The following is a 23,107-nucleotide window of genomic DNA, read 5'->3' on the forward strand; positions in this document are numbered from 1 at the left end:
CCTCAGGTCAACAACGCGATATAGAACACCAGCGCGCCAATGAGCGCGCCGGCGAAACAAAAGCCTTCGGGCGGTTCATCGGTCGTGCGCGAGCGCAACCACGCCCCCACCACGCCGAAGAACCCCGCGATGCCCAGCGCGACGAACACCATCACGATGTCGAATAGCGCGCTGCGGCCGAGTTCGAGGATGTCGACGCGCCGCACCGCGAAGTACAGCGCCACGGCCATGATCGACAGCACGACCATTGGCAGCATGACGTGGCTACCCTCGTAACTCACATGACGACCATGAAGCCCTTGCACGTTCGGCCTGGTAATTTTCATGACCCGTCTCCCCCAGAGCGCCCGAAACCGCACGGGCCTCGATTCGAGCATAGTCCATCGGCCAGGCCACTTCAATGAACGTTTAATAGCGTTCACGGGCCCTCGAGAAAATAGTGCGACGGCGGCCCGAGGTTGGCAATCCAGGGTTATGCCGCAGCGCCACACTCGACTCGCCGGACCGCCGTGCGTACATGGGGCGTGCGTTGCTGCAATGCGCCGAAGCCGCGCCCCGCAACGCCCCGGCACGAACCCTTCACTGCCGGTAAAATGCGACGAATGCGCGAGCGGCGCATCCGCACAAACGGTGTAGCGGGCCATGCGGAGCGCGCGGTCAGTCGCGCATTGCGGCGCAGCCGGTTTCCGCGCTTCCCGCTCCGTGGGACTGAGTTGTCCAACCTCGTTACCTGCGCAGGTTATCTGCACCGGTTGCCTGCGCCACCCATCGGCCCGACATGCCCCGACTTTCGTTTCTGCTCCGCTTCATTTCCATAGGCGTGCTATTGCACGTCTATGTCGGCTTCCGGCTGATTCCCGACCTGCCTGTGCCCGCCACGGGCAAGTGGCTCGCCACGCTGTGGCTCGTGCTCTCCGTGGCGGCGATTCCGCCCGGCATGCTCGCGCGCCGTTTCAAGCGTCAGCCGCTCGGCGACCGTCTCGCATGGACCGGCATGCTCGCGATGGGATTTTTCTCGTCGCTGCTCATGCTGACGATCGCGCGCGATCTCGTGCTCGCTTCGCTCATGACCATCGATTCGATCTGGCCTCACAGCATCGACCTCGCGCACTGGCGCACGGGCAGCGCCGCTGTTGTCGTCGCGCTCGCGTTCTGCTCGAGCGCATTTGGCTTTTTCAATGCGCGGCGTCGCGCGCGCGTGCGCGACGTCGAGGTGCCGATCCGCGGGCTGCCCGCCGCGCTCGACGGCTTCACGATCGTGCAGTTGAGCGACATCCACGTCGGGCCCACCATCAAGCACGACTATGTGGATGCAATCGTGCGCGCCGTGAACCAGCTCGACGCCGACGTGGTGGCCATCACGGGCGATGTCGTGGACGGCAGCGTGCAGCACCTCTCGAATCACACCGCGCCGCTCGGACGGCTTGTGGCGAATTACGGCGTCTATCTTGTCACGGGCAATCATGAGTACTACTCGGGAGCCGATGCGTGGGTCGCCGAGTTCCGGCGCATCGGCCTCACGGTGCTGATGAACCAGCACGTGGTGATCGAGCACGGCGGCGCGCAGCTCGTGCTCGCGGGCGTGACCGACTACACCGGAGGCAACTTCGATCCCGCGCATCGCAGCGATCCGCAGGGCGCCTTGCGCGGCGCGCCGGCCGACGTGAACACGCGCGTCCTGCTCGCCCATCAGCCGCGCACCGCGCATGCCGCCGCCGATGCGGGCTACACGCTGCAGTTGTCGGGCCATACGCACGGCGGGCAGATTTTCCCGTGGAATTTTCTCGTGCGGCTGCAGCAGCCGTTCACGGCCGGCCTCGAAAAACTCGGCGGACTGTGGGTCTACACGAGCCGCGGCACGGGCTACTGGGGGCCGCCCAAGCGGCTCGGCGCACCTTCGGAAATCACGCGCGTGCGGCTCGTCGGCGTTCGCTGAGCCTGACCGGAACACAAAGGAATTCACTGCTCATGGATGGCAACAAGCACCTCCACCAGACCGCGTTCTACCTGCTGCTCTTCGTCGTCTCGATTGCGCTGTGCTTCGTGCTCGCGCCGTTTTTCAGCACCGTGCTGTGGGGCGCGATACTCGCGCTGATCTTCCAGCCCGTGCAGCGCCGCATCGTTGCGCGCCTCGGGCGGCGGCGCAATCTCGCCGCGCTCATCACGCTGACGATCTGTCTCGTCATCGTGATCTTCCCGCTCACGCTCGTGGCGGGCACGCTGATCCAGCAGGTGAGCTACGCCTATGCGCAGGTGCGCTCGGGCAATCTCGACTTCGGTGCGTACTTCAGCCAGATCGTGCATGCGCTGCCGCAGTCGCTGCAAGGGTTGCTCGCACGCTACGACCTGATGGATCTGCCTGGCCTTCAGCAGCGCCTTTCCGCGGGCGCCGCGCAAATCAGCCAGTTCATCGCCACGCGCGCGCTGAGCGTCGGGCAAATCACGGTGCAGTTCATGGTGAGCTTTTGCGTGATGCTCTACATGTTCTTCTTTCTCGTGCGTGACGGCCGCGAGATTTCCCGGCTCGTGCGCGACGCAATTCCGCTCGACGAATCGCACAAGCAGCATCTGATCCGCAAGTTCACGACCGTGATTCGCGCGACCGTGAAGGGCAATGTGGCCGTGGCGTTCGTGCAGGGCACGCTGGGCGGTATCGCCCTCTGGGTGCTGGGGATTCAGGGCGCGCTGCTGTGGGGCTTCGTGATGATGCTGCTGTCGCTGCTGCCGGCCGTAGGCGCGGCGCTCGTGTGGGTGCCCATTGCGCTCTACTTCATCTCGACCGGCGCGCTCGCCAAAGGCATCGGCCTCACGCTGTTCGGCGTGCTCGTGATCGGCACCGTGGACAATGTGCTGCGGCCGGTGCTGGTGGGCAAGGACACGCGCCTGCCCGACTGGGTCGTGCTCATTTCCACGCTGGGCGGCATCTCGCTCATGGGCATCAACGGCTTCGTGATCGGACCGCTGATTGCCGCGCTCTTCATCAGTTGCTGGGACCTGCTGCGCCGCGACCAGCACCACCACGACGGCGTTGTCAGCCAGCCGGCGGATGACGATCCGGTCTAGCGCCAGACGTCTAACATCTAACGTCTGGCGGCGCGAAGCGCACGCGCCGCTGGCTCACGAAGACACGTGCAACGGCACCCCCGCGCGCCCCTGGCGCGCGGCATCCGATGCATCGGATGCACTACCCGCCGCATCGCCCATCGCTGCACCCGCATGCGCGGCCACCGAGAAACCAAACGTATTGACACCATTCGCACTGCGCACGAATACCGCGCCGCCGTGCATCTCGGCTACCGCCTTGACGATGGAAAGCCCGAGACCGTGGTTCTCGTGGCTATTCGAGCGCGCTTCCTGAATGCGATAGAAGCGGTCGAAAATATGTTCGCGCACTACCGGGTCGAGCGGCTCGCCAGGATTCGATACGGCGATTTCGACGTGACCGTCCTGCGGCGCGATAGTCGACTGCAGCACGGTTCCGAGCGGCGAGTGCTGGATCGCGTTCACGAACAGATTGCTCATTGCGCGGCCTATCAGCGAGGTATTGACCCACGCGCGCGCATCGCCCCTGACCTGCACGCTCAACTGCGCCTCTTCCAGTGGAATCTCCAGGAACTCCAGCATGCGCTCGACTTCGGCCCGCAGCGAAACCTCCGTGAGTTCGGTCGCGCGCTCGCCACGATCGCTGCGCGAAAGGAACAGCATGTCGTTGACGATCACACGCAATCGTTCGAATTCCTCAAGATTTGATTGCAGCGTATGCTGCAACTGCGCAACCGAGCGGTCGCGCGTGAGCGCCACCTGGGTCTGGCCAATCAGGATGCTCACGGGCGTGCGCAGTTCGTGTGCGACGTCGGCGTTGAACGATTCGAGTCGCTCGTAGGCCTTGTCGAGCCGCTCCAGCGCGCCATTGAACGAGGTGGCCAGTTCATGCAGTTCCTCGGGCAGCTCGCCGGCATGCAGCCGCTGGCGACGGTTCGAGGGACTCAGTTGCGCCGCCTCGTGGGAGAGCCGCGTAAGCGGCGCAAGACCGAAGCGCGTGACGGCGCGGCTCAGCAGCGCTACCGCGATGGTCGAAAGCACGATCAGCACGCCGAGCGCCATGCCGAAGCGCCGCAACATGCTTTCCGTGCGCATGCAATCGCTCGCCACCACGAGTTTCACTTCGGGGCGCTCGCCGTTCGCGGGCACCGTCATGCTCGTGACGATCAGGTCGTAGTTGTAGCTCGCCGGCCGCACGAGCCGATAATCCGGACCGACATCTCCGGTGACTTTGCCCGCGATGGGTGCGCCAAAGCGAAAGCGCGGATCGGCGGCGTCTACGTAGTAGTGCATGCGACTGTCCACGGGCGAAAGGTCGTGCAGTTTCTCCTGCACAAACGCCCATTTCTTCACATCCGATGCGTGCGCAACAATCAGGCCCGCGATGCGCGCCCGCGCGTCGAGCGTTTCGCGCAGCTCGTTGAAGAGCTGATGCTGCATAAGCAAAAACAGCCCCGTGCCGGTGAGCGTAAATACGATCAGCGAGACCGCCGCGAACATCGCCGAAAGCCGCAGCGAGATCGAGCGCTTCATGACACCTGGCCTCCGTCTTCGCGTGCCTCGCGCATTTCGAGCACGTAACCCATGCCGCGTATCGTATGCAGCAGCTTGGACGCGTGCGGGCCGTCGAGTTTTGCGCGCAGCCGCTTGATGGCGGTTTCCACCACATTGGCATTGCTCTCGAAATTCACGTCCCACACGAGCTCGGTGATGAGCGTCTTCGAGAGAATCTCGCCGTGCCGCCGCGCGAGCACCGAGAGCAGTTGAAACTCCTTCGCGGTGAGATCGAGCCGCACGCCGTCGCGCGTCGCGCGGCGGCTGATGAGGTCCACCTGAAGATCGCCCACGGCGACGAGCGTGGACTCCTGGACCCGCGCGCGGCGCGTGAGCGCGCGCAGACGCTCGACGAGTTCGAGAAACGAGAACGGCTTGGTCAGATAGTCGTCGGCGCCGTCGCGCAAACCATGCACACGGTCGTCCACGCGGTCGCGCGCGGTCAGCATGATCACCGGCGTGTCCTTCTTCGCGCGCACCGCGCGCAGCACGCCGAAACCGTCGAGCTTCGGCAGCATCACGTCGAGCACGATCACGTCGAAGTCGTACTCGGTCGCCATCCACGCGCCCTCTTCGCCATCCATCGCCACGTCGACAACCCAGCCCTGCTCGCTCAATCCGTTGCGCAGGTAATCCACGACCTTGCGCTCATCCTCGATCACCAATACTTTCATCGTCATCCTCCTCTTCGCGGCGCGCCGGACGGCGCTTCGCGGCAAGGGCCCGCGCTACAGGCGCCGCCGGGCACCCGCGCCAGATAAACCGTCGTAGCAGGCTGCAGACCATGAATCTGCGCCTCCTTGCGCTCGCTGGCAAGCGGCTGCTGCTGCGTGAGGCTGGCCGGATGGCGCGCATTCATCACGTCGATCACGTTCGCGACGATCGTGCGTGTCGCGCCGACGCACAGCATCACGGCGACGACGATCGCCGCGACGCACGCACGCTCGCCGGCCCGCGCACGCCCGGGTAGATCGATGTCGTGCCCGCTGCTCGCTGCTATGGCGGAAGACGATTGCTGCTCCGATTGGCTCATGTCTTCGATGAGTGACGCATGCTGCTCAGTTCACGAGCCGCAAGTGCTCGACTTCATGCATGTCGCGCGCCTGGCGCGCCTCGCGCAAACGCGCGCGCGCCGTAGCGCGCTGACGTTGCGGCACATCGCAGGCCGCAAGCGATGTTTCCTGCTCGGCCAGCACTGCCGGCACCTTCTCGCGCAGGAACTCTACGAACGTGCGGATCTTCGCGTCCAGATAGCGGCGCGAGGCATAGAGCGCGTAGATGTTGAGCTTTTGCAGACGATGCGTGGGCAGCACGCGCACGAGCGAGCCGTCGGCGAGACCCGGCAGCGCCACCGGCACCGGCAGCGGACCAATGCCCATGCCTTCGCGTATGGCAAGCGCGAGCGCTTCGGGATTGTTCACCTGGAAAGGCGTCACGCCGGTATGGCGGAACGTTTCTCCGTGCGGCCCCTCCGAGACCCATTGGCCCGCGGGCAGGCTCGCATCGGTCAGATGCAGGCAGGTGTGCGCGCCGAGATCGTCGAACGAGCGCGGCTCGCCGCGCATATCCAGATATGCAGGCGACGCGCACAGAATGGCCGCGGTGCTGCCCAGTTGCTGCGAAATCAGCGCCGAATCCCCGAGCTCGGCTGCCACCACCACCGCCACGTCGAAGCCTTCCTCGATGATGTCGGGCATCTGCTGAGCGATGGTCAAATCAACGGCGACATCGGGCAAATGCTGCTGGTAGCGCGCGATCAACGGCATTACATAATGCTGACCGAAACTCGTGCCGCCATAGACGCGCAGCTTGCCCGCCGGATTCCCCTGCGCGTCGGCCGCTTCGGATTCCGCCTGTTCGATATCGGCGAGAATGCGCGTGCAACTTTGCAGATAGCGCTCGCCCGCCTCGGTCAGCGACATGCGCCGCGTGGTGCGGTTCAACAGACGCGCGCGCAGCCGCGACTCCAGGTCCGTGACCGCGCGCGAAACCTGCGCGGTCGTCATCGACTCGCTCACTGCAGCACGCGTGAAGCTGCCCGATTCCACTACCCTCACGAAGACCCGCATATTGCGCAGCGTATCCATACGCGACTCCTGGCCCATTCCATCATCGATAGCGCCAGTCTCACTGCCAGGCCGTGACCCCATGCTGACCCGTACATGGCAGCCGCGCCAGCTTGGCAAGCCGCATTCTTCCGCGCCTGAGACATTCAGGGCCTAACGAGCGAAGACGTGCTCGCTTACGAATACATTTCGCTTTCGTTGCAGTTTTTGAAACGCTCCGCCGCGGACGACAAGAACTGTCAATTCTGGCCACGTTTCATGGACTCGACCCCATCCATGAACTAAGCTCCACTTCGTTGAGTTTCATTCTTCACACCAACGAGAGAGGTCCTCCATATGCAACACGGCATCATCGCGTGGCTCATCATCGGCGCAGTCGCTGGCTGGCTTGCCGGGCTGCTCGTCAAGGGCGGCGGCTTCGGTTTGATCGTCGATATCATTGTCGGGATCGTCGGGGCATTTATCGGCGGCTGGCTGGCGGGCCTGCTCGGGATCCACATCGGCGGCGGCATGATCAGCTCGATCATTACGGCCATTGTCGGCGCGGTCATCCTGCTCTTCATCATCAGGCTGTTCCGAAGAGCGTAGCAATTTGCGATCGCCAATAAAAAGCGGGAGCACCATCGCTGGTGCTCCCGCTTTTTTTCGCTTTGATGCTTATGCGCCGCTGGCGACGAGACCACCCGTTCGATCAGGAAGCATTGAACCGGTCTCGTTGAAGCGCAGGTGCATTTCATAGGCCCTGGCGAGATTGTGCGGCGTCTGGCCGCCGATCTTCAGCGCGTCGTCATGATAGTCGCGCAGCAGTTCGCGATAGAGCGGATGCGCGCAGCGATCGATAATCAGCTTCGCGCGCTCGCGCGGCGCGAGGCCACGCAAGTCCGCCAGGCCCTGCTCGGTGACGATCACATCCACATCGTGCTCGTTGTGGTCGACGTGTGGCACCATCGGCACGATGCTGGAGATGCGGCCGTCCTTAGCAATGGCCTTGGTTGCGAAGATCGCGCACGAGGCATTGCGTGCGAAATCGCCCGAGCCGCCAATGCCGTTCATCATGTGCGTGCCGCCCACGTGCGTGGAATTCACGTTGCCATAGATGTCGCATTCGAGCGCCGTGTTCAGCGCGATGAGTCCGAGGCGCCGAATCACTTCCGGATGGTTGCTCACTTCCTGCGGACGCAGCACGAGCTTGTCGCGATAGCGGTCGAGATCGGCGAGCACCTGAGCCTGGCGCGGCGCCGAGAGCGTCATGGACGCCCCCGAGGCGAATACCATCTTGCCAGCATCGATGAGGTCGAAGGTGGAATCCTGAAGTACTTCGGAGTACATCGTAAGCGCTTCGAATGGCGAATCCACGAAGCCCGAGAGCACCGCATTCGCGATCGTGCCGATGCCGGCCTGCAGCGGCGGCAACTGCGCACTCATGCGGCCGTGCTTCACTTCGTGTTGCAAAAACTCGATGAGGTGGCCCGCGATGCGAGCGGTTTCTTCGTCCGCCGGCAGCACGGTCGAAGGGCTGTCTGCTTCGTTCGTGATGACGATGGCGGCGATCTTCTCCGCTGGAATATCGATGATGGACGTGCCCACGCGATCGTGCGGATGCAGGATCGGCAGCGGGTCGCGATGCGGACGGCGGCCCGGAATCCACACGTCGTGCAGGCCTTCGAGCGCAAGCGGCTGGGCGAGATTGAGCTCGACGATCACCTTCTCGGCGAGAATCGCGAAGCTCGCCGAGTTGCCCACCGAGGTCGTGGGGACGATGCCGCCCGTTTCTGTGATCGCAGCGGCCTCGATGATCGCGAGATCGAGCTTGCCGAGCAGGTTCGCGCGCAGCATCTCAACGGTCTCGGAGAGGTGCTGATCGACGAACATGACTTCGCCGCGATTGATGGCGCGGCGCAGTGTGGTGTCCACCTGGAACGGCAAGCGGCGCTCGAGCACACCGGCTTCGGTCAGCATGCGGTCCACGTCATGACCGAGCGAGGCGCCCGTCATCAGCGTGATGCGCAGCGGCTCCTGCTCTTCGCGCGCGCGGCGCGCCAGCTCGATGGGCACGGCCTTCGTGTCGCCTGCGCGCGTGAAGCCGCTCGCGCCGACACGCATGCCGTTGCGCACGAGTTTTGCCGCCTCGGCAGCCGAAGTGATTTTCCCGCGCAACGCGGCACAACGAATACGGTCTTCGTACATCAAAGTCTCCACTAACTACCGGAAATGCCACGTGCCCTTCGCAGGTCTCGTTTCGGTGGCGTTGCTTTACGGCTTCTGCAATACCCTTTTGCAGCCACCATGCGCAAAGCCGCGGAACCTCATGCGAAGGCGCCGCGGCAAGGAATTCAAGCTAGCGCCTCGCTCATTCATGGCGGGCAGTCACTCGATCTCAGCTACCGAAATAGAGGTTGCAAAAGCTGGCCGGACCGACGCATTCGTCTTTCTTTGCCGGCTTTGCGATCTGATTGACAGGCTGCGCTGCGCTTTGCGCGGCCTGTTGAGGAACGCTCGCGTCCGATGCTGCATTCTGTGCAAAGGCGGAGGCGGCGGCGAACAACGAACAGGCAACAACAGCGAACTTCAGGGACTTCATTTCACTCTCCAGTGCTAACGGTTACTGCGAAGCAGTGATGTGACTATATGACTCGGATCCGGAACGATTAAGAGGTCGAGATGGAAGGCATATTTCCAGACTGCAGCAAGATCGCGTACCTGCCGTCCAGATTGCTGGTTCAAGGTGTTTTTGTGTGGAATGAGCGACGGGAACGACGGCCGCGTGCCTGGCGCGCGAGCGCGGCCAATGGTGCATCGCGGTCGATGAGCGCGCTGTGAATGAAATGCAGATGGCTCAGGATCCGCTGCGCGTCGTGCCTGCGCTCACGATCATGGCGAACGCCCGGAAGCGCTTCCTGAGTGATCCGGGTGGCCGCTCGCACCGATGCAAGCGCACGCTTCAGCGGCGCGGCGCCCGGGTCCTCGAAAAGGCGCGCAATATCGTCGAGCACCTGGTCGAGGCCCGCTTGCCATCCGCGCCCGGCCATATCGAGCCACGTGGCGCGTTGCGCCTCGTGTCGCAAATCGATCACGGCATGCCCCACCTCGAGCGTGATCAGCATCCAGCGCAACGCGCGCCGGTGTGCCTGCTTGCGGCCATTGAGCAGCAGCCGCAACTGGTGCATCAGGTCGTGCGTGCCCGACTGGAACTGCTGGCCGAGGCCCTGCAGCTCGCCACGGCAGGCGAGCTGAACCTGAGCGCGCAACGCCACGCACATGCGCTCGACGAGCCAACTCATGTGCGGCGGAAAAACCACGGCAAACGCAAGCGCGGCCACGATCATCGCCAGCACGACCGCGACCCCGTTATTGATCAGCAGATCGGGCGTATAGACGATGACGTTGTCGGGACCGGCGAGCAGGCAGAGAAACACCGAGAATCCGACGCCGAAGCCAGCGATGCACGGACGCGTCGCAAAGTACGCTCCCAGTGCTAGCAACGGCGCGAGCGCGACGCAAAGCAGTGGAAAGCCATCGACGTTTGGATACACGTAGCAGGTGAGCAGATAGCCGACGAGCGCGGCGCAGCCCGCGCCCGCCGCCATCTGAAACGCCATGCGCGTGGCGCGCGGCGCCGACGATGTGAGCGCGCAGGTGAGCGCGGCGGCGATCATCGCGAGGCCGCCACTCGGCCAGTCAGTCTCCACCCAGAACCAGCCGAGCGCCGCCACCACCACTGCCGTGCGCATGAAGGTGAATCCCACCACGTACCAGCTCGTACGCGGCACATAGCGCGTCATGCGCGGCTCGGGCGGCAGACCTGCCTGCGTGAGCGACGCCCACGTACTGCTATAACGGGCTATTTCAGCCGTGAAGCGGTAGATCAGCTCAGCGGAGGTGTCGAAGTCTTGCAGCGCATCGGGCGCGCCCGTTTCAAGCGGCCGCCGTGTTTCGCGCACGCGGCGTGGCAGTGTGCGCATGAACGACGCAAGGTCTTGCTCGATACGCAATGCGTATGCACGATCGGCTTCGCCCTGACGAGGACGTTGCGCAAGCAGCGCCGCAAGCTCGCTGAAATACGGCGTAAGTGGTGCGATGGCTTCGTTATTCTTGCGCAGACGCCGTTTCAACTGCCGCAGCGCGTGCAGGCGCGCGCAGACGTCCATGAACTCGCCGTTCAGACGCGCGAGCAACTGGCTGTGCGCGCGCATCGTCGGATCCTCAAAAAATGAGAAAGCGCGCGTGGCCTCGAAGCCAACGATCTCATCGACGAGTCTCGCGAATCGCCCTTCAAACACGCCTCTTTCCAGACTGCCGGACAACACAAGCGCAGCGAACGCAGTAAAATCGATATAGCGAGCGCGTAAAGTGCGCTCGAGCAGCGAGCCCGATTGCCGGGGCACGATAACGGCGCTGACCATCCCCGAGCAAAGGATTCCCACGGCCACTTCGGCTCCGCGCCCAAGCGCCGCGAGAAACAGCCCATTGGGCTGCGTCACGAGCGGAATGCCGATCAGCGCCGCGGTATAGCCTGCCAGCACGAAAGCGTACCAACGAAAATGACGATTACGCATCGCGGCTGCGGTACACGCGGCCACCCACCCTGTCATCCCGAGTATGTAGAGCTCGGGTTGCTGGATAAAGACGGCCCCCAGCACCACCGCTGCGACCATGCCTACCGCGGTGCCCACGATGCGGTAGACGCTCTTCGCGAACACCATGCCGGAAAGCGGTTGCATCAACACGAACACAGTCGTCATTGCAATGCGCGGTTGGGGCAAATCGAGCCGCATCGCAATGCCCAAGGCAAGCAATCCCGCCATGACTGTTTTCAGCAGATGCAGCCAGATCGCGCCATGGCTGCCCTGCCAGTCTCTCAGGCCGCGCCGTGCGGCTCGCCATATGATTTCGCCGCGGCGACGCGGGGCAATCGCTCGATGTATCGCTGGCTGGCGGTTCATTTAAAACAGCGCGCTACGCTCGGATTGTTACGAAGAATGCCGTCGCGAATTGAGTCGGCAGGCGCCGATTGTAGGAGCCTCAGTTGAGCGAATTAACGGGACGGGCGGGGAACATCCGTTCCAGATCACTCAACAATGCCGGCGTCCGCGAGGCGGACAATATCGTTTTCGTGTCAAACAAGAAGTTCTCGAAGAAGGTCTGATGGATACGCTACAAAATATGCGGGTGTTTGTCCGCGTTGTCGAAGCCGGCAGTTTCACCGCCGCGGCTCAGTCGCTCGATTCGACCACCGGTGCGATGTCGCGCGCGGTCTCGGAACTGGAAGCGCATTTGCGCACGCGCCTGCTGAACCGCTCGACGCGCCGGCTCGCACTCACGCCCGCCGGCGAACGCTATCTGAAACGCTGCTCGCAGATTCTCGCGGACGTGGACAGCGCCGAGGAAGAAGCCAGTTGCGCCCACGAGCGTCCTGCTGGCGCATTGCGTATGCACAGCTTCGCGAGCATCGGGCAACAGTACGTGCTGCCCGCGATCTCGCGCTATCGCGCCTTGCACCCTGAAGTGACGGTCGAGCTTACGCTTTCGCAGCGCATGCCCGATCTGTTCGAGGGCAGCAGTGATGTATCGGTGGTGACCGCAGCTTCGCTGCCGAACTCCGATCTCGTCTCGCACCAACTAGGTTCGTCGTGCAGCATCCTGTGTGCGTCGCCTGCTTATGTGCATACGCACGGTGCGCCGCGCACGCCTGCGGACCTCGCGCATCATGACTGCCTGATTCTCAAGACGCCGACCGCGCCCGCACATGAATGGGTGCTCGAAGGCCCGGAAGGCAGCGTCGAGATGCAGGTGGACGGACCTGTTCAGGTGAACATCGCCGAGTCGCTTGCAGTGGCGATCCGTGAGGGAATGGGCATTGGCATGTTGCCGGTGTATGCGGCAATAGAGGGATTGCGCAACGGCACGCTCGTGCGTGTGCTGCCCCAGCACATCCTGCAGAAGAACCACGTGTATGCGCTGTATCCGTCACGCAAATTCGTGGATGCAAAGACCAAGACTTGGGTGGAATTCCTGCGTGCGCATCTCCCGCAGGTGATCGCTCGCGATATGGCATTGCTCGAGGAACTCACGCGGGAACAGCTTGCCGATGCTGCCGCAATTTCGACCCCCGATGCGCAATCCGCAGCGCATCCGACTAAAGCGGTGCATTGAAGCGCCGTTTTTCGGCATGGTGATTCGAATGCCGTATGCAAAACAGCCGTCCATGCGACGGCTGTTTTTCTATTTTCCACGCACGCAAACGCCAGAACCCCGGCGCTCATTCGGAGCCACCGGGGTTCTGGACATACTGCATGGGGAGCCTGACGATTACCTACTTTCACACGGGCAATCCGCACTATCATCGGCGTGGAGCTGTTTCACGGTCCTGTTCGGGATGGGAAGGGGTGGGACCAGCTCGCTATGGTCATCAGGCATGACGGGTTGCTGCGTCGCACGGGTTTGGGTGAACCTGGCGCCACAGCCAATCGGGAAGAAGCGTAAAGAGGTGCTGTTTCTTGGGGTTGTGTTGTTTCCGGCACAACACCGATCTCTCAACCTGCGCGTCCTTCACTCCACACCGGGAGGAAGACACACCTGTTATAGGATCAAGCCTTACGGGCAATTAGTATCAGTTAGCTTAACGCATTACTGCGCTTCCACACCTGACCTATCAACGTCCTGGTCTCGAACGACCCTTCAAGGGGATCTAGTCCCCGGGGAAGTCTCATCTTGAGGCGAGTTTCCCGCTTAGATGCTTTCAGCGGTTATCTCTTCCGAACATAGCTACCCGGCAATGCCACTGGCGTGACAACCGGTACACCAGAGGTTCGTCCACTCCGGTCCTCTCGTACTAGGAGCAGGCCCCCTCAAACTTCCAGCGCCCACGGCAGATAGGGACCAAACTGTCTCACGACGTTTTAAACCCAGCTCACGTACCTCTTTAAATGGCGAACAGCCATACCCTTGGGACCGGCTACAGCCCCAGGATGAGATGAGCCGACATCGAGGTGCCAAACACCGCCGTCGATATGAACTCTTGGGCGGTATCAGCCTGTTATCCCCAGAGTACCTTTTATCCGTTGAGCGATGGCCCTTCCATACAGAACCACCGGATCACTATGACCTGCTTTCGCACCTGCTCGACTTGTCAGTCTCGCAGTCAAGCACGCTTATGCCATTGCACTATCAGCACGATTTCCGACCGTACCTAGCGTACCTTCGTACTCCTCCGTTACACTTTGGGAGGAGACCGCCCCAGTCAAACTGCCTACCATGCACTGTCCCCGACCCGGATCACGGGCCAAGGTTAGAACCTCAAACAGATCAGGGTGGTATTTCAAGGACGGCTCCATGCAGACTGGCGTCCACACTTCACAGCCTCCCACCTATCCTACACAAACCGGTTCAAAGTCCAATGCAAAGCTACAGTAAAGGTTCATGGGGTCTTTCCGTCTAGCCGCGGGGAGATTGCATCATCACAAACACTTCAACTTCGCTGAGTCTCGGGAGGAGACAGTGTGGCCATCGTTACGCCATTCGTGCAGGTCGGAACTTACCCGACAAGGAATTTCGCTACCTTAGGACCGTTATAGTTACGGCCGCCGTTTACCGGGACTTCAATCAAGAGCTTGCACCCCATCATTTAATCTTCCGGCACCGGGCAGGCGTCACACCCTATACGTCCACTTTCGTGTTTGCAGAGTGCTGTGTTTTTATTAAACAGTCGCAGCCACCAGTTTATTGCAACCCCTTCACCCTCGGAGCGCAGGCTCCTCAAGCTACCAGGGCGTACCTTATCCCGAAGTTACGGTACCAATTTGCCGAGTTCCTTCTCCCGAGTTCTCTCAAGCGCCTTAGAATACTCATCTCGCCCACCTGTGTCGGTTTGCGGTACGGTTAATGTTGAACTGAAGCTTAGAGGCTTTTCCTGGAACCCCTTCCAGTTGCTTCGCTTCCGAAGAAGCTCGCGCCACACCCTTGAATTACGCGCCCGGATTTGCCAAAGCGCCTTCTCCAATGCAGCGACCGGGACTTCCAACACCCGGACAACCTTCCGCGATCCGTCCCCCCATCGCATTCAACACTAGTGCAGGAATATTGACCTGCTTCCCATCAGCTACGCATTTCTGCCTCGCCTTAGGGGCCGACTCACCCTACGCCGATGAACGTTGCGTAGGAAACCTTGGGCTTACGGCGAGGGGGCCTTTCACCCCCTTTATCGCTACTCATGTCAGCATTCGCACTTCTGATACCTCCAGCACACTTTCCAGTGCACCTTCGCAGGCTTACAGAACGCTCTCCTACCATGCACATAAATGTGCATCCGCAGCTTCGGTATATGGCTTAGCCCCGTTACATCTTCCGCGCAGGACGACTCGATCAGTGAGCTATTACGCTTTCTTTAAAGGGTGGCTGCTTCTAAGCCAACCTCCTGACTGTTTTAGCCTTCCCACTTCGTTTCCCACTTAGCCATATTTGGGGACCTTAGCTGGCGGTCTGGGTTGTTTCCCTCTTGACACCGGACGTTAGCACCCGATGTCTGTCTCCCGTGATTGCACTCTTCGGTATTCGGAGTTTGCTATGGCGACGTAATCCGCAATGGACCCATCAACCATGACAGTGCTCTACCCCCGAAGGTGATACACGAGGCACTACCTAAATAGTTTTCGGAGAGAACCAGCTATTTCCAGGTTTGTTTAGCCTTTCACCCCTATCCACAGCTCATCCCCTAACTTTTCAACGTTAGTGGGTTCGGTCCTCCAGCACGTGTTACCGTGCCTTCAACCTGGCCATGGATAGATCACCTGGTTTCGGGTCTACACCCAGCGACTAATCGCCCTGTTCGGACTCGCTTTCGCTACGCCTGCCCTATTCGGTTAAGCTTGCCACTGAATGTAAGTCGCTGACCCATTATACAAAAGGTACGCCGTCACCCCTTGCGAGGCTCCGACTGTTTGTATGCATGCGGTTTCAGGATCTGTTTCACTCCCCTCCCGGGGTTCTTTTCGCCTTTCCCTCACGGTACTGGTTCACTATCGGTCGATCACGAGTATTTAGCCTTGGAGGATGGTCCCCCCATCTTCAGACAGGATTTCACGTGTCCCGCCCTACTTGTCGCATCCCTAGTTCTTCCATTCCGTTTTCGTCTACAGGGCTATCACCTGCTATGGCCGCACTTTCCAGAGCGTTCGACTAACGGTACAGATAAAGAATGCAGGCTGATCCCATTTCGCTCGCCACTACTCTGGGAATCTCGGTTGATTTCTTTTCCTGCGGCTACTTAGATGTTTCAGTTCGCCGCGTTCGCTTCACGTGACCTATGTATTCAGTCACGGATACTCCATTCGGAGTGGGTTTCCCCATTCGGACATCTCCGGATCAAAGCTTGTTTGCCAGCTCCCCGGAGCTTTTCGCAGGCTACCGCGTCCTTCATCGCCTGTGATCGCCAAGGCATCCACCACATGCACTTGTTCGCTTGACCCTATAACGGGTGCGTCTCTCGACTCACTCGCTACAGGCTGAGTTTTCGCGTTGTGCCGTATTCCAAAGCCCTCTTTCGAGGAACTTAAAAATACATCGATACAATCACAACCCTGATTCACCTACTCCACACCCATCTCTAAGTGTGTTTCAGATAAATCTCTTTACTACTTCTTCCTGATTGTTAAAGAACGACAGCCGATACGTTTTCACATACCGCTCTGACTGGCTCAATCGCCAATGCAAAACTCCCTGCATTTAACTGCTCCTGCAGGATGCTGTGCATTAGGGATTGGTGGAGGATGACGGGATCGAACCGACGACCCCCTGCTTGCAAAGCAGGTGCTCTCCCAGCTGAGCTAATCCCCCAGTCATGCATACTCAAGGGGGTTACCAGTCAGCCACCGCGCAGACAAATTGGTGGGTCTGGATGGATTCGAACCATCGACCCCCGCCTTATCAAGACGGTGCTCTAACCGACTGAGCTACAGACCCCTGAGTCTGTCTTTTCTACAGCCGACAAGTGTGAGCGCTTCAATGAACTTCGCAATGAGCTCTGGAAAGGAGGTGATCCAGCCGCACCTTCCGATACGGCTACCTTGTTACGACTTCACCCCAGTCATGAATCCTGCCGTGGTGACCGTCCTCCTTGCGGTTAGACTAGCCACTTCTGGCAAAACCCACTCCCATGGTGTGACGGGCGGTGTGTACAAGACCCGGGAACGTATTCACCGCGGCATGCTGATCCGCGATTACTAGCGATTCCAGCTTCACGCAGTCGAGTTGCAGACTGCGATCCGGACTACGATCGGTTTTCTGGGATTGGCTCCACCTCGCGGCTTGGCAACCCTCTGTTCCGACCATTGTATGACGTGTGAAGCCCTACCCATAAGGGCCATGAGGACTTGACGTCATCCCCACCTTCCTCCGGTTTGTCACCGGCAGTCTCCCCGGAGTGCTCTTGCGTAGCAACTGGGGACAAGGGTTGCGCTCGTTGCGGGACTTAACCCAACATCTCACGACACGAGCTGACGACAGCCATGCAGCACCTGTGTGACGGCTCCCTTTCGGGCACTCCCGGCTCTCACCAGGATTCCGTCCATGTCAAGGGTAGGTAAGGTTTTTCGCGTTGCATCGAATTAATCCACATCATCCACCGCTTGTGCGGGTCCCCGTCAATTCCTTTGAGTTTTAATCTTGCGACCGTACTCCCCAGGCGGTCAACTTCACGCGTTAGCTACGTTACCAAGCCAATGAAGGCCCGACAACCAGTTGACATCGTTTAGGGCGTGGACTACCAGGGTATCTAATCCTGTTTGCTCCCCACGCTTTCGTGCATGAGCGTCAGTATTGGCCCAGGGGGCTGCCTTCGCCATCGGTATTCCTCCACATCTCTACGCATTTCACTGCTACACGTGGAATTCTACCCCCCTCTGCCATACTCTAGCGATGCAGTCACCAATGCAGTTCCCAGGTTAAGCCCGGGGATTTCACATCGGTCTTGCATCACCGCCTGCGCACGCTTTACGCCCAGTAATTCCGATTAACGCTTGCACCCTACGTATTACCGCGGCTGCTGGCACGTAGTTAGCCGGTGCTTATTCTTCCGGTACCGTCATCCCCCCGGGGTATTAACCCAGAGGTTTTCTTTCCGGACAAAAGTGCTTTACAACCCGAAGGCCTTCTTCACACACGCGGCATTGCTGGATCAGGCTTGCGCCCATTGTCCAAAATTCCCCACTGCTGCCTCCCGTAGGAGTCTGGGCCGTGTCTCAGTCCCAGTGTGGCTGGTCGTCCTCTCAGACCAGCTACGGATCGTCGCCTTGGTGAGCCTTTACCCCACCAACTAGCTAATCCGCCATCGGCCACCCCAATAGCGCGAGGTCTTGCGATCCCCCGCTTTCATCCTAAGATCGTATGCGGTATTAATCCGGCTTTCGCCGGGCTATCCCCCACTACTGGACATGTTCCGATGTATTACTCACCCGTTCGCCACTCGCCACCAGGTGCAAGCACCCGTGCTGCCGTTCGACTTGCATGTGTAAGGCATGCCGCCAGCGTTCAATCTGAGCCAGGATCAAACTCTTCAGTTCAATACCTGTTACTGTTTTCGGTTCAGTCAAGAACCGGTCGCTCACTCAAAGCTGACAGGTTCTGAATAAATTCAAAAACCTGACTTACTTTTGTGTGAGACTCTTGATACTTTCGCTACTCCCGGTCATCCCCGAAAGAATCACCAGGTCACGAAACCCATCAAGCGCCCACACTTATCGGCTGTAAATTTTTAAAGATCGCGTCGCACAAGACACCGGAACCACTTCGAACTACCCGGCGCTTTCTGCGTTGCTGCGTCAGCAGCAGAGAAACGAGATTATGCAGACTCTTCCGCGTTTCGTCAACATCTTTTTTAACGTCGCCGTTTAAAAACTGATGACTTCACGCCCCGCCGTTTCTCGCGGCAGGCTTCGCTGCCGGACTTCAGCGGGCGAAGGAGCGGAATTCTAGTCACGCGAATGCGATCTGGCAAGGGGTTTTTGAACCCCTCGAAAAAAGACGCGCAACCGCTTCACGCGTGGCGCTGCATCAGGCGATCCACGATCTGCAGGTAGTGGTCGAGATCCGGCGTTTGCTTGCCGGCGACCTTCGCGAGGTCGTCCCAGCGACGCAGACGCACGGCGTCGTCTGCATGGGGGCGCTCGGCAAATTCGCGCGCGCCATCAGCGTCGAAAATGCCGCCCTGCAATTGCAGGCTGCGCACGGAATCGGCCGACAAGCGGCCGAAGTACGCTTCGTCGGTTGCGCACAAGTAGCGCTTCGCATCGACGTGCAGCTTGATCGGCTCCAGCACGCTTGCCGGCAGAATCGGCCGCAAGAACGGCAGCGCATAGTACTGGTGCAGGTCGTCGATGCCGCGCTCGGTCGGCGTTTCGCCCTGGCGATTCAGCAAATGCCCGAGGTCGTGCAGAAACGCCGCCGCCACGAGCTCCTCGCTCGCGCCTTCCTCCTCGGCCAACGCACCGCTTTGCAGCGCATGCTCAAGCTGCGTCACCGGCTCGCCGCTATACGCCTGCCCGCCATGCTGCTCGAACAAGCCGCGAATGTCTTCCAGACTCAGTGCCATGCTTGCTACCCCCTGTATTCGCTTTGCTCCGAAGCGTCGCTACTCCCCGTCACGACTCCTGTCGCTCATCAGGCGTCGCCGCCATCCAGTTCGCCCGGCGTTTGCTGCGCGCGCATCCGGGCGGCGGCTTCATTGGCATCGCGCGACGCTAGCGCATTCAAGACCGCCCGGAGCCGCGCATAGGTCGCCTGCCGCATCGCGTCGGTTTGCGGCAAGCGCGGTGCCAGCCGCCATTCGTTCACGGCGCGCCGATGCGCTTCGAACAGCTTGCCGTTGCCGGCCGCTTCGACGAGCGCGTCGCGAAACGCCTCGCGCGCGCGCGCAAACGCAGCGTCGTCGGCGAGCGCGCCGCGCATGGCATCGAGCCGGTCGCGCAGCGCGGCGACCTGCGCCGCGTCGATACGCGCCGCGAGCATCCGGCAAGCCGCCTCCTCAAGCGCCGAGCACAGCAAAGCAAGCTCGCCCGCCTCGGTTTTCGACACGCTGCGCACGTACGCGCCGCGATGTTTCTCGTTGCGCACGAGCCCTGCCTGCTCGAGGACCCGAAACGCTTCGCGCACCGGTCCGCGCGACACCTGCAATCGAGCTGCCCATTCGGACTCGACAAGCTTCGCGCCAGGCACCAGCCGTCCGTCCGCGATGCAGCGCTCGATCTCGTCGCGCACCAGGTCGGTCAGCGAGCGCTCGCGCACCAGCGCGAGCGGCGCCGCCGCATCACAATGCGCGGCGCTTCGTAGATCGACATCGCGCGTCAACGTTGCCACGCGCACTCCTTTCAGGTCGCGGCCCGCGTGCCGTCTGCCGCGTCGGCATCGCCGCTGGACCATCCCGCGAGGCGGCGCTGCGTGTCAGCCCGCGTGCTGGCCATGGTTTCAATCCGCACGGCGACGCGGCGCACGCGCCGCAATCAGCGACAGCGCCGCCAGCGACACGATCAGCAGGATCAGCGAGAGCGCCGACGCCGGCAGGTAGTACCCGCGCTCGACCGCACCGACCACGACAATCGGCACCGTCGCGAATCCCGGCGGATAAACCGTGAGCGTCGCGCCAAGTTCGCCGAGCGAGATTGCGAAGCCCAGCGCGAGACTCGCGCGGATAGCCGGCACCAGCTGCGGCAGCACCACGCGGCGCAGCACCATCGAGGGCGGCGCGCCGAGGCTCGCGGCCGCTTCGCGCAGCACTCTCAACTCTGGACGCAGCCCCGCCGCCGCGCAGCGATAGCAAAACGGCAACACCAGCGCGAGCTGCACGAACACGACGATCGCCGCCGAACTCGACAGATCGACGGGCGCCTTGTGATAGGCGATCAGCACCGCGAGACCGAGCACGACGCTCGGCACGCCGTTGGGAACCATCGCGAGCGCGTCGGCGATGGCGCCGAGGCCGCGCCGGTCGCGCCCTTCGAGCGCCAGCGCAAGCCACAGCCCCAGCGCCGTTCCGAGCACCGCCACGCCGAAGCCGATTTCGAGGCTCGTGACGACCGCGTCGAAGTCGCTCGAGCCGAGGCGCTCGAACCAGCGCGTACTGAAGCCGTCGGGAAGGATCGTGCCCGACCAATGCGAGGCCACGCTCGAGAGCGCGACCACGATCACCGGCAGAACGAACAGCCAGAAACACAGCAGCGCCGCGAGCGCGAGCAGCACGCCGCTGCCGATGCGCGCGAACGCGCTGCGCTCGACAGGCCGCGCCCGCAGATGCTTGGGCGGCAGCGCGATGTGATCCGACGACGCCGCAACCGGATTGGTTGCCGGATTATTTGCCATTGCGCGCGCCCCCATGGCTGCGGCGATTCACGCGCCGATACAGCGCATACAAAGAAAGCGACATCGCCAGCATGACGACCGCGCCCGCAGCGGCGGTCGGCAGATCGAGATCGACGGTCGCCGAGCTATAGATTGCCACCGGCAGCGTGACCAGATGCGCGCTGCCGAGCACGAGCAGAATGCCGAACTCGTTGAACGTCAGCAGAAAGCACAGGATCGTGCCCGCGGCGATGCCCGGCCACGCGAGCGGCAGAATCACGCGCGCGGCGACCATGCGGTTGTTCGCGCCCAGGCTGCGCGCGGCCTCGATCAGGCGCATGTCGAGCAGCGCGAACGCGGCGAGCGTCGGGCGCACCACGAAGGGCGCATAGAACACCACTTCCGCGAGCACCACGCCGCCGATGCCGAACAGAAAATCGAGCGGCGGCGCCTGCAGATGGAAGAGCCGCTGCAGGCCGATGCTCACCGAGCCTTGCGAGCCATAAAGAAAGATCAGCGTGAAGGCGACGAGAAACGACGGAAACGCCACGAACAGTTCGAGAAAGCGCGTGACGAGGCGAGCGCCCGGAAACGGCTTGAAGAACAGGATTGCGGCGATCGCCACACCCAGCAACGAGGCGATGCCCGCACTGAGGAACAGAATCCACAGCGTCGTGCCAATCACGCCGCGCGAATCGGGATTGCCGAAGAACGCCGCATAGGCGTGCAAGCTCAGGCCGTGGGCGCCGGTCAAGCTGAGCAGCACGAGCCGCACGAGCGGATAGACCACGAGCGGCCCCAGCACGAACACGAGCAAGAAAGCGATGTGCCATTGCGCGCGCCGCTCGCGGCGGCGCTGGACGGCCGCATGCGCTTCGGCGCCGGGAAGCGGCGCGCCCGGGAAAGCAGAATCAGGGGTTGATAAGGACGACATCGTCAGCCTCGTAATGCAGGGAGACGCGCATGCCTTTTTCCGGCGTCATGCCGTGGCCGCGCTGCATGGTGACGAGCACCGGTTCGTTCGGCATCGCGTCGAGCAGCACCGGTACTGAAAGCACCGAGCCATACCATTCGACGGATTCGATCGTGCCGTGCAGGCCGCCTTCGCCGAGCGGCACGATGCGCAGGCTTTCGGGGCGCAGGCACGCGAGCTTGTCGCGCACGCCGTAACGCGCGTCGCCCACCGGAAACGCCACGCTCGGCGGCAACAGGTTCGCCGCGCCGAGATAGCGCGCGACGTAGGCATCGTTGGGCGTGTCGTAGAGTTGCTGCGGCGTGCCGAGCTGCGCGATGTGGCCGTCGCGCATCAGGAGCGTGCGATCGGAAAGCACCAGCGCGTCGTCCTGATCGTGCGTCACGCAAACAATCGTGAGATCGGGCAGGCGCTCGTGCAGCGCCTTGAGTTCGGAGCGCACCGACGCGCGCAGATTGGCGTCGAGCGCCGAAAGCGGCTCATCGAGCAGCAGCACGTCCGGCTCGATTACGAGCGCGCGCGCCAGCGCCACGCGCTGCTGCATACCGCCCGAGAGCTGCGCGGGCATCACGTGGCCCGCGTCGCCGAGCTGCACGAGCTTGAGCGCATCCGCCACGCGCCGCGCGATGTCGCGCGCCGGCACGCGGCGTGCCTTGAGCCCGAACGCGACATTCTCGAACACCGAGAGATGCGGAAACAGCGCATAGCTCTGAAACAGCAGCCCCAGGTTGCGCTGATGCGGCGGCACGTGAGTCAGGTCGCGTCCCGCGACGGTGAGCGAGCCCGCCAGCGCGTCGGCTTCGATAAACCCGGCGATGAAACGCAGCAAGGTGGTCTTGCCGCAACCGCTGCGGCCCAGCACGGTCAGCAATTCGCCACGGCGGATGGTGAGCGACAGGTCGTCGAGCACCGTGCGCGTGCCGAAGCGCACGCTCAGGCGCTCGATCTGCACGCCCGCGGCGCCACCCAGCCGGCCCGTATCGGCGGCATCAGCGACATCGGTCAAGCCGGACACATCCGGCAGTGCGCGGGCCATCTGGGCCGGCGCAAGGCTTGCGGTATTCACCGGGTTCATCTCCTCTCGATGAGACCCGGCGCTTCGCTCCAGCGCCGGATCTCATCCCATACACCGTACTCAGGTAGTGCT

The 23,107-nt window shown here is 61.9% G+C and carries 17 protein-coding genes, 2 tRNA genes and 3 rRNA genes; 4 read left to right on the forward strand and 18 right to left on the reverse strand.

Annotated features, from left to right (window positions below):
• Nucleotides 1-2 precede the first annotated feature (2 nt).
• Nucleotides 3-326, reverse strand: coding sequence for a hypothetical protein (locus P5W98_RS19115; protein WP_421026489.1), 324 nt, complete (start codon nucleotides 324-326; stop codon nucleotides 3-5).
• A gap of 452 nt (nucleotides 327-778) precedes the next feature.
• Here P5W98_RS19115 and P5W98_RS19120 point away from each other — a divergent pair, with 452 nt between their 5' ends.
• Nucleotides 779-1,936 carry a metallophosphoesterase gene (locus P5W98_RS19120; RefSeq protein ID WP_421026488.1) on the forward strand — a complete coding sequence of 386 codons (1,158 nt, stop codon included), beginning with the start codon at nucleotides 779-781 and terminating at the stop codon, nucleotides 1,934-1,936.
• A 32-nt stretch (nucleotides 1,937-1,968) separates the two neighbouring features.
• Nucleotides 1,969-3,063: an AI-2E family transporter gene (locus P5W98_RS19125; protein WP_421026487.1), complete on the forward strand. Its 1,095-nt coding sequence runs from the start codon at nucleotides 1,969-1,971 to the stop codon at nucleotides 3,061-3,063.
• 54 nt (nucleotides 3,064-3,117) lie between these two features.
• On the opposite strand, the gene P5W98_RS19130 is transcribed toward P5W98_RS19125, so the two are convergent.
• Genes P5W98_RS19130 through P5W98_RS19145 form a run of 4 tightly spaced genes read right to left on the reverse strand, consistent with a single transcriptional unit; the run spans nucleotide 3,118 to nucleotide 6,683 of the window.
• The gene (locus P5W98_RS19130; RefSeq protein ID WP_421026486.1) at nucleotides 3,118-4,575 is read right to left on the reverse strand and encodes a heavy metal sensor histidine kinase; all 1,458 of its coding nucleotides are present in this window, start codon (nucleotides 4,573-4,575) and stop codon (nucleotides 3,118-3,120) included.
• On the reverse strand, nucleotides 4,572-5,270 hold the full coding sequence (locus tag P5W98_RS19135; protein ID WP_421026485.1) for a heavy metal response regulator transcription factor: 699 nt from the start codon (nucleotides 5,268-5,270) through the stop codon (nucleotides 4,572-4,574). The genes P5W98_RS19130 and P5W98_RS19135 overlap by 4 nt, the downstream gene beginning before the upstream one ends.
• A 2-nt stretch (nucleotides 5,271-5,272) precedes the next feature.
• Complete coding sequence (locus P5W98_RS19140; RefSeq protein WP_421026484.1) at nucleotides 5,273-5,629, reverse strand: hypothetical protein; 357 nt, start codon at nucleotides 5,627-5,629, stop codon at nucleotides 5,273-5,275.
• 25 nt (nucleotides 5,630-5,654) lie between these two features.
• Nucleotides 5,655-6,683, reverse strand: a complete 1,029-nt coding sequence (locus P5W98_RS19145; protein ID WP_421026483.1) for a LysR family transcriptional regulator — start codon at nucleotides 6,681-6,683, stop codon at nucleotides 5,655-5,657.
• A gap of 315 nt (nucleotides 6,684-6,998) precedes the next feature.
• On the opposite strand from P5W98_RS19145, the gene P5W98_RS19150 reads away from it, so the two are divergent.
• Entirely contained in the window at nucleotides 6,999-7,250 is a 252-nt protein-coding gene (locus tag P5W98_RS19150; protein ID WP_035533039.1) for a GlsB/YeaQ/YmgE family stress response membrane protein, read from the forward strand.
• 69 nt (nucleotides 7,251-7,319) lie between these two features.
• Here the strand turns inward: P5W98_RS19150 and P5W98_RS19155 are convergent, their stop codons facing one another.
• From P5W98_RS19155 to P5W98_RS19165, 3 genes are all read right to left on the reverse strand, one after another.
• Nucleotides 7,320-8,849 (reverse strand): acetyl-CoA hydrolase/transferase family protein, encoded by a 1,530-nt coding sequence (locus tag P5W98_RS19155; RefSeq protein ID WP_421026482.1) that lies wholly within the window; start codon nucleotides 8,847-8,849, stop codon nucleotides 7,320-7,322.
• Nucleotides 8,850-9,039: 190 nt separating this feature from the next.
• On the reverse strand, nucleotides 9,040-9,243 hold the full coding sequence (locus P5W98_RS19160) for a hypothetical protein (protein ID WP_421026481.1): 204 nt from the start codon (nucleotides 9,241-9,243) through the stop codon (nucleotides 9,040-9,042).
• A gap of 139 nt (nucleotides 9,244-9,382) precedes the next feature.
• Complete coding sequence (locus P5W98_RS19165) at nucleotides 9,383-11,605, reverse strand: FUSC family protein (RefSeq protein WP_421026480.1); 2,223 nt, start codon at nucleotides 11,603-11,605, stop codon at nucleotides 9,383-9,385.
• Nucleotides 11,606-11,807: 202 nt separating this feature from the next.
• Between P5W98_RS19165 and P5W98_RS19170 the strand changes: the two genes are divergently transcribed.
• Complete coding sequence (locus P5W98_RS19170; RefSeq protein ID WP_421026479.1) at nucleotides 11,808-12,815, forward strand: LysR family transcriptional regulator; 1,008 nt, start codon at nucleotides 11,808-11,810, stop codon at nucleotides 12,813-12,815.
• A 147-nt stretch (nucleotides 12,816-12,962) separates the two neighbouring features.
• Here P5W98_RS19170 and rrf read toward each other — a convergent pair.
• The 10 genes from rrf to phnT form a co-directional block, all read right to left on the reverse strand.
• A 5S ribosomal RNA gene (gene rrf, locus P5W98_RS19175) occupies nucleotides 12,963-13,076 on the reverse strand.
• A gap of 169 nt (nucleotides 13,077-13,245) precedes the next feature.
• Nucleotides 13,246-16,125, reverse strand: a 23S ribosomal RNA gene (locus P5W98_RS19180).
• Between the two features lie 292 nt (nucleotides 16,126-16,417).
• A tRNA-Ala gene (locus P5W98_RS19185) sits at nucleotides 16,418-16,493 on the reverse strand.
• Between the two features lie 49 nt (nucleotides 16,494-16,542).
• Nucleotides 16,543-16,619, reverse strand: a tRNA-Ile gene (locus tag P5W98_RS19190).
• Between the two features lie 65 nt (nucleotides 16,620-16,684).
• A 16S ribosomal RNA gene (locus tag P5W98_RS19195) occupies nucleotides 16,685-18,217 on the reverse strand.
• Together the 16S, 23S and 5S rRNA genes with 2 tRNA genes alongside form the textbook arrangement of a ribosomal RNA operon.
• A gap of 473 nt (nucleotides 18,218-18,690) precedes the next feature.
• Nucleotides 18,691-19,245, reverse strand: a complete 555-nt coding sequence (locus P5W98_RS19200) for a phosphonate degradation HD-domain oxygenase (RefSeq protein ID WP_421026478.1) — start codon at nucleotides 19,243-19,245, stop codon at nucleotides 18,691-18,693.
• Nucleotides 19,246-19,313: 68 nt separating this feature from the next.
• Nucleotides 19,314-20,000 (reverse strand): GntR family transcriptional regulator, encoded by a 687-nt coding sequence (locus P5W98_RS19205; protein WP_421042735.1) that lies wholly within the window; start codon nucleotides 19,998-20,000, stop codon nucleotides 19,314-19,316.
• A 117-nt stretch (nucleotides 20,001-20,117) separates the two neighbouring features.
• Nucleotides 20,118-21,008: a 2-aminoethylphosphonate ABC transport system, membrane component PhnV gene (gene phnV / locus P5W98_RS19210; RefSeq protein ID WP_421026476.1), complete on the reverse strand. Its 891-nt coding sequence runs from the start codon at nucleotides 21,006-21,008 to the stop codon at nucleotides 20,118-20,120.
• The gene (locus P5W98_RS19215; protein ID WP_421026475.1) at nucleotides 20,998-21,921 is read right to left on the reverse strand and encodes a 2-aminoethylphosphonate ABC transporter permease subunit; all 924 of its coding nucleotides are present in this window, start codon (nucleotides 21,919-21,921) and stop codon (nucleotides 20,998-21,000) included. The genes phnV and P5W98_RS19215 overlap by 11 nt, the downstream gene beginning before the upstream one ends.
• Nucleotides 21,899-23,026: a 2-aminoethylphosphonate ABC transport system ATP-binding subunit PhnT gene (phnT, locus tag P5W98_RS19220; RefSeq protein WP_421026474.1), complete on the reverse strand. Its 1,128-nt coding sequence runs from the start codon at nucleotides 23,024-23,026 to the stop codon at nucleotides 21,899-21,901. Before phnT ends, P5W98_RS19215 begins: the two co-directional genes overlap by 23 nt.
• Between the last annotated feature and the right edge of the window lie 81 nt (nucleotides 23,027-23,107).

Source organism: Paraburkholderia sp. A1BS-2L (assembly GCF_051125205.1).
Classification (GTDB): domain Bacteria; phylum Pseudomonadota; class Gammaproteobacteria; order Burkholderiales; family Burkholderiaceae; genus Paraburkholderia.

Excerpts from the sequence above, each read along its gene's own strand:
- P5W98_RS19215 (WP_421026475.1), bottom strand. The coding sequence starts at position 21,921 with ATGTCGTCCTTATCAACCCCTGATTCTGCTTTCCCGGGCGCGCCGCTT.
- P5W98_RS19125 (WP_421026487.1), top strand. The coding sequence starts at position 1,969 with ATGGATGGCAACAAGCACCTCCACCAGACCGCGTTCTACCTGCTGCTC.
- P5W98_RS19120 (WP_421026488.1), top strand. The coding sequence starts at position 779 with ATGCCCCGACTTTCGTTTCTGCTCCGCTTCATTTCCATAGGCGTGCTA.
- P5W98_RS19200 (WP_421026478.1), bottom strand. The coding sequence starts at position 19,245 with ATGGCACTGAGTCTGGAAGACATTCGCGGCTTGTTCGAGCAGCATGGC.
- P5W98_RS19160 (WP_421026481.1), bottom strand. The coding sequence starts at position 9,243 with ATGAAGTCCCTGAAGTTCGCTGTTGTTGCCTGTTCGTTGTTCGCCGCC.
- P5W98_RS19165 (WP_421026480.1), bottom strand. The coding sequence starts at position 11,605 with ATGAACCGCCAGCCAGCGATACATCGAGCGATTGCCCCGCGTCGCCGC.
- P5W98_RS19135 (WP_421026485.1), bottom strand. The coding sequence starts at position 5,270 with ATGAAAGTATTGGTGATCGAGGATGAGCGCAAGGTCGTGGATTACCTG.
- P5W98_RS19140 (WP_421026484.1), bottom strand. The coding sequence starts at position 5,629 with ATGAGCCAATCGGAGCAGCAATCGTCTTCCGCCATAGCAGCGAGCAGC.
- phnV (WP_421026476.1), bottom strand. The coding sequence starts at position 21,008 with ATGGCAAATAATCCGGCAACCAATCCGGTTGCGGCGTCGTCGGATCAC.
- P5W98_RS19155 (WP_421026482.1), bottom strand. The coding sequence starts at position 8,849 with ATGTACGAAGACCGTATTCGTTGTGCCGCGTTGCGCGGGAAAATCACT.
- P5W98_RS19130 (WP_421026486.1), bottom strand. The coding sequence starts at position 4,575 with ATGAAGCGCTCGATCTCGCTGCGGCTTTCGGCGATGTTCGCGGCGGTC.
- P5W98_RS19170 (WP_421026479.1), top strand. The coding sequence starts at position 11,808 with ATGGATACGCTACAAAATATGCGGGTGTTTGTCCGCGTTGTCGAAGCC.
- P5W98_RS19150 (WP_035533039.1), top strand. The coding sequence starts at position 6,999 with ATGCAACACGGCATCATCGCGTGGCTCATCATCGGCGCAGTCGCTGGC.
- P5W98_RS19115 (WP_421026489.1), bottom strand. The coding sequence starts at position 326 with ATGAAAATTACCAGGCCGAACGTGCAAGGGCTTCATGGTCGTCATGTG.
- P5W98_RS19145 (WP_421026483.1), bottom strand. The coding sequence starts at position 6,683 with ATGGATACGCTGCGCAATATGCGGGTCTTCGTGAGGGTAGTGGAATCG.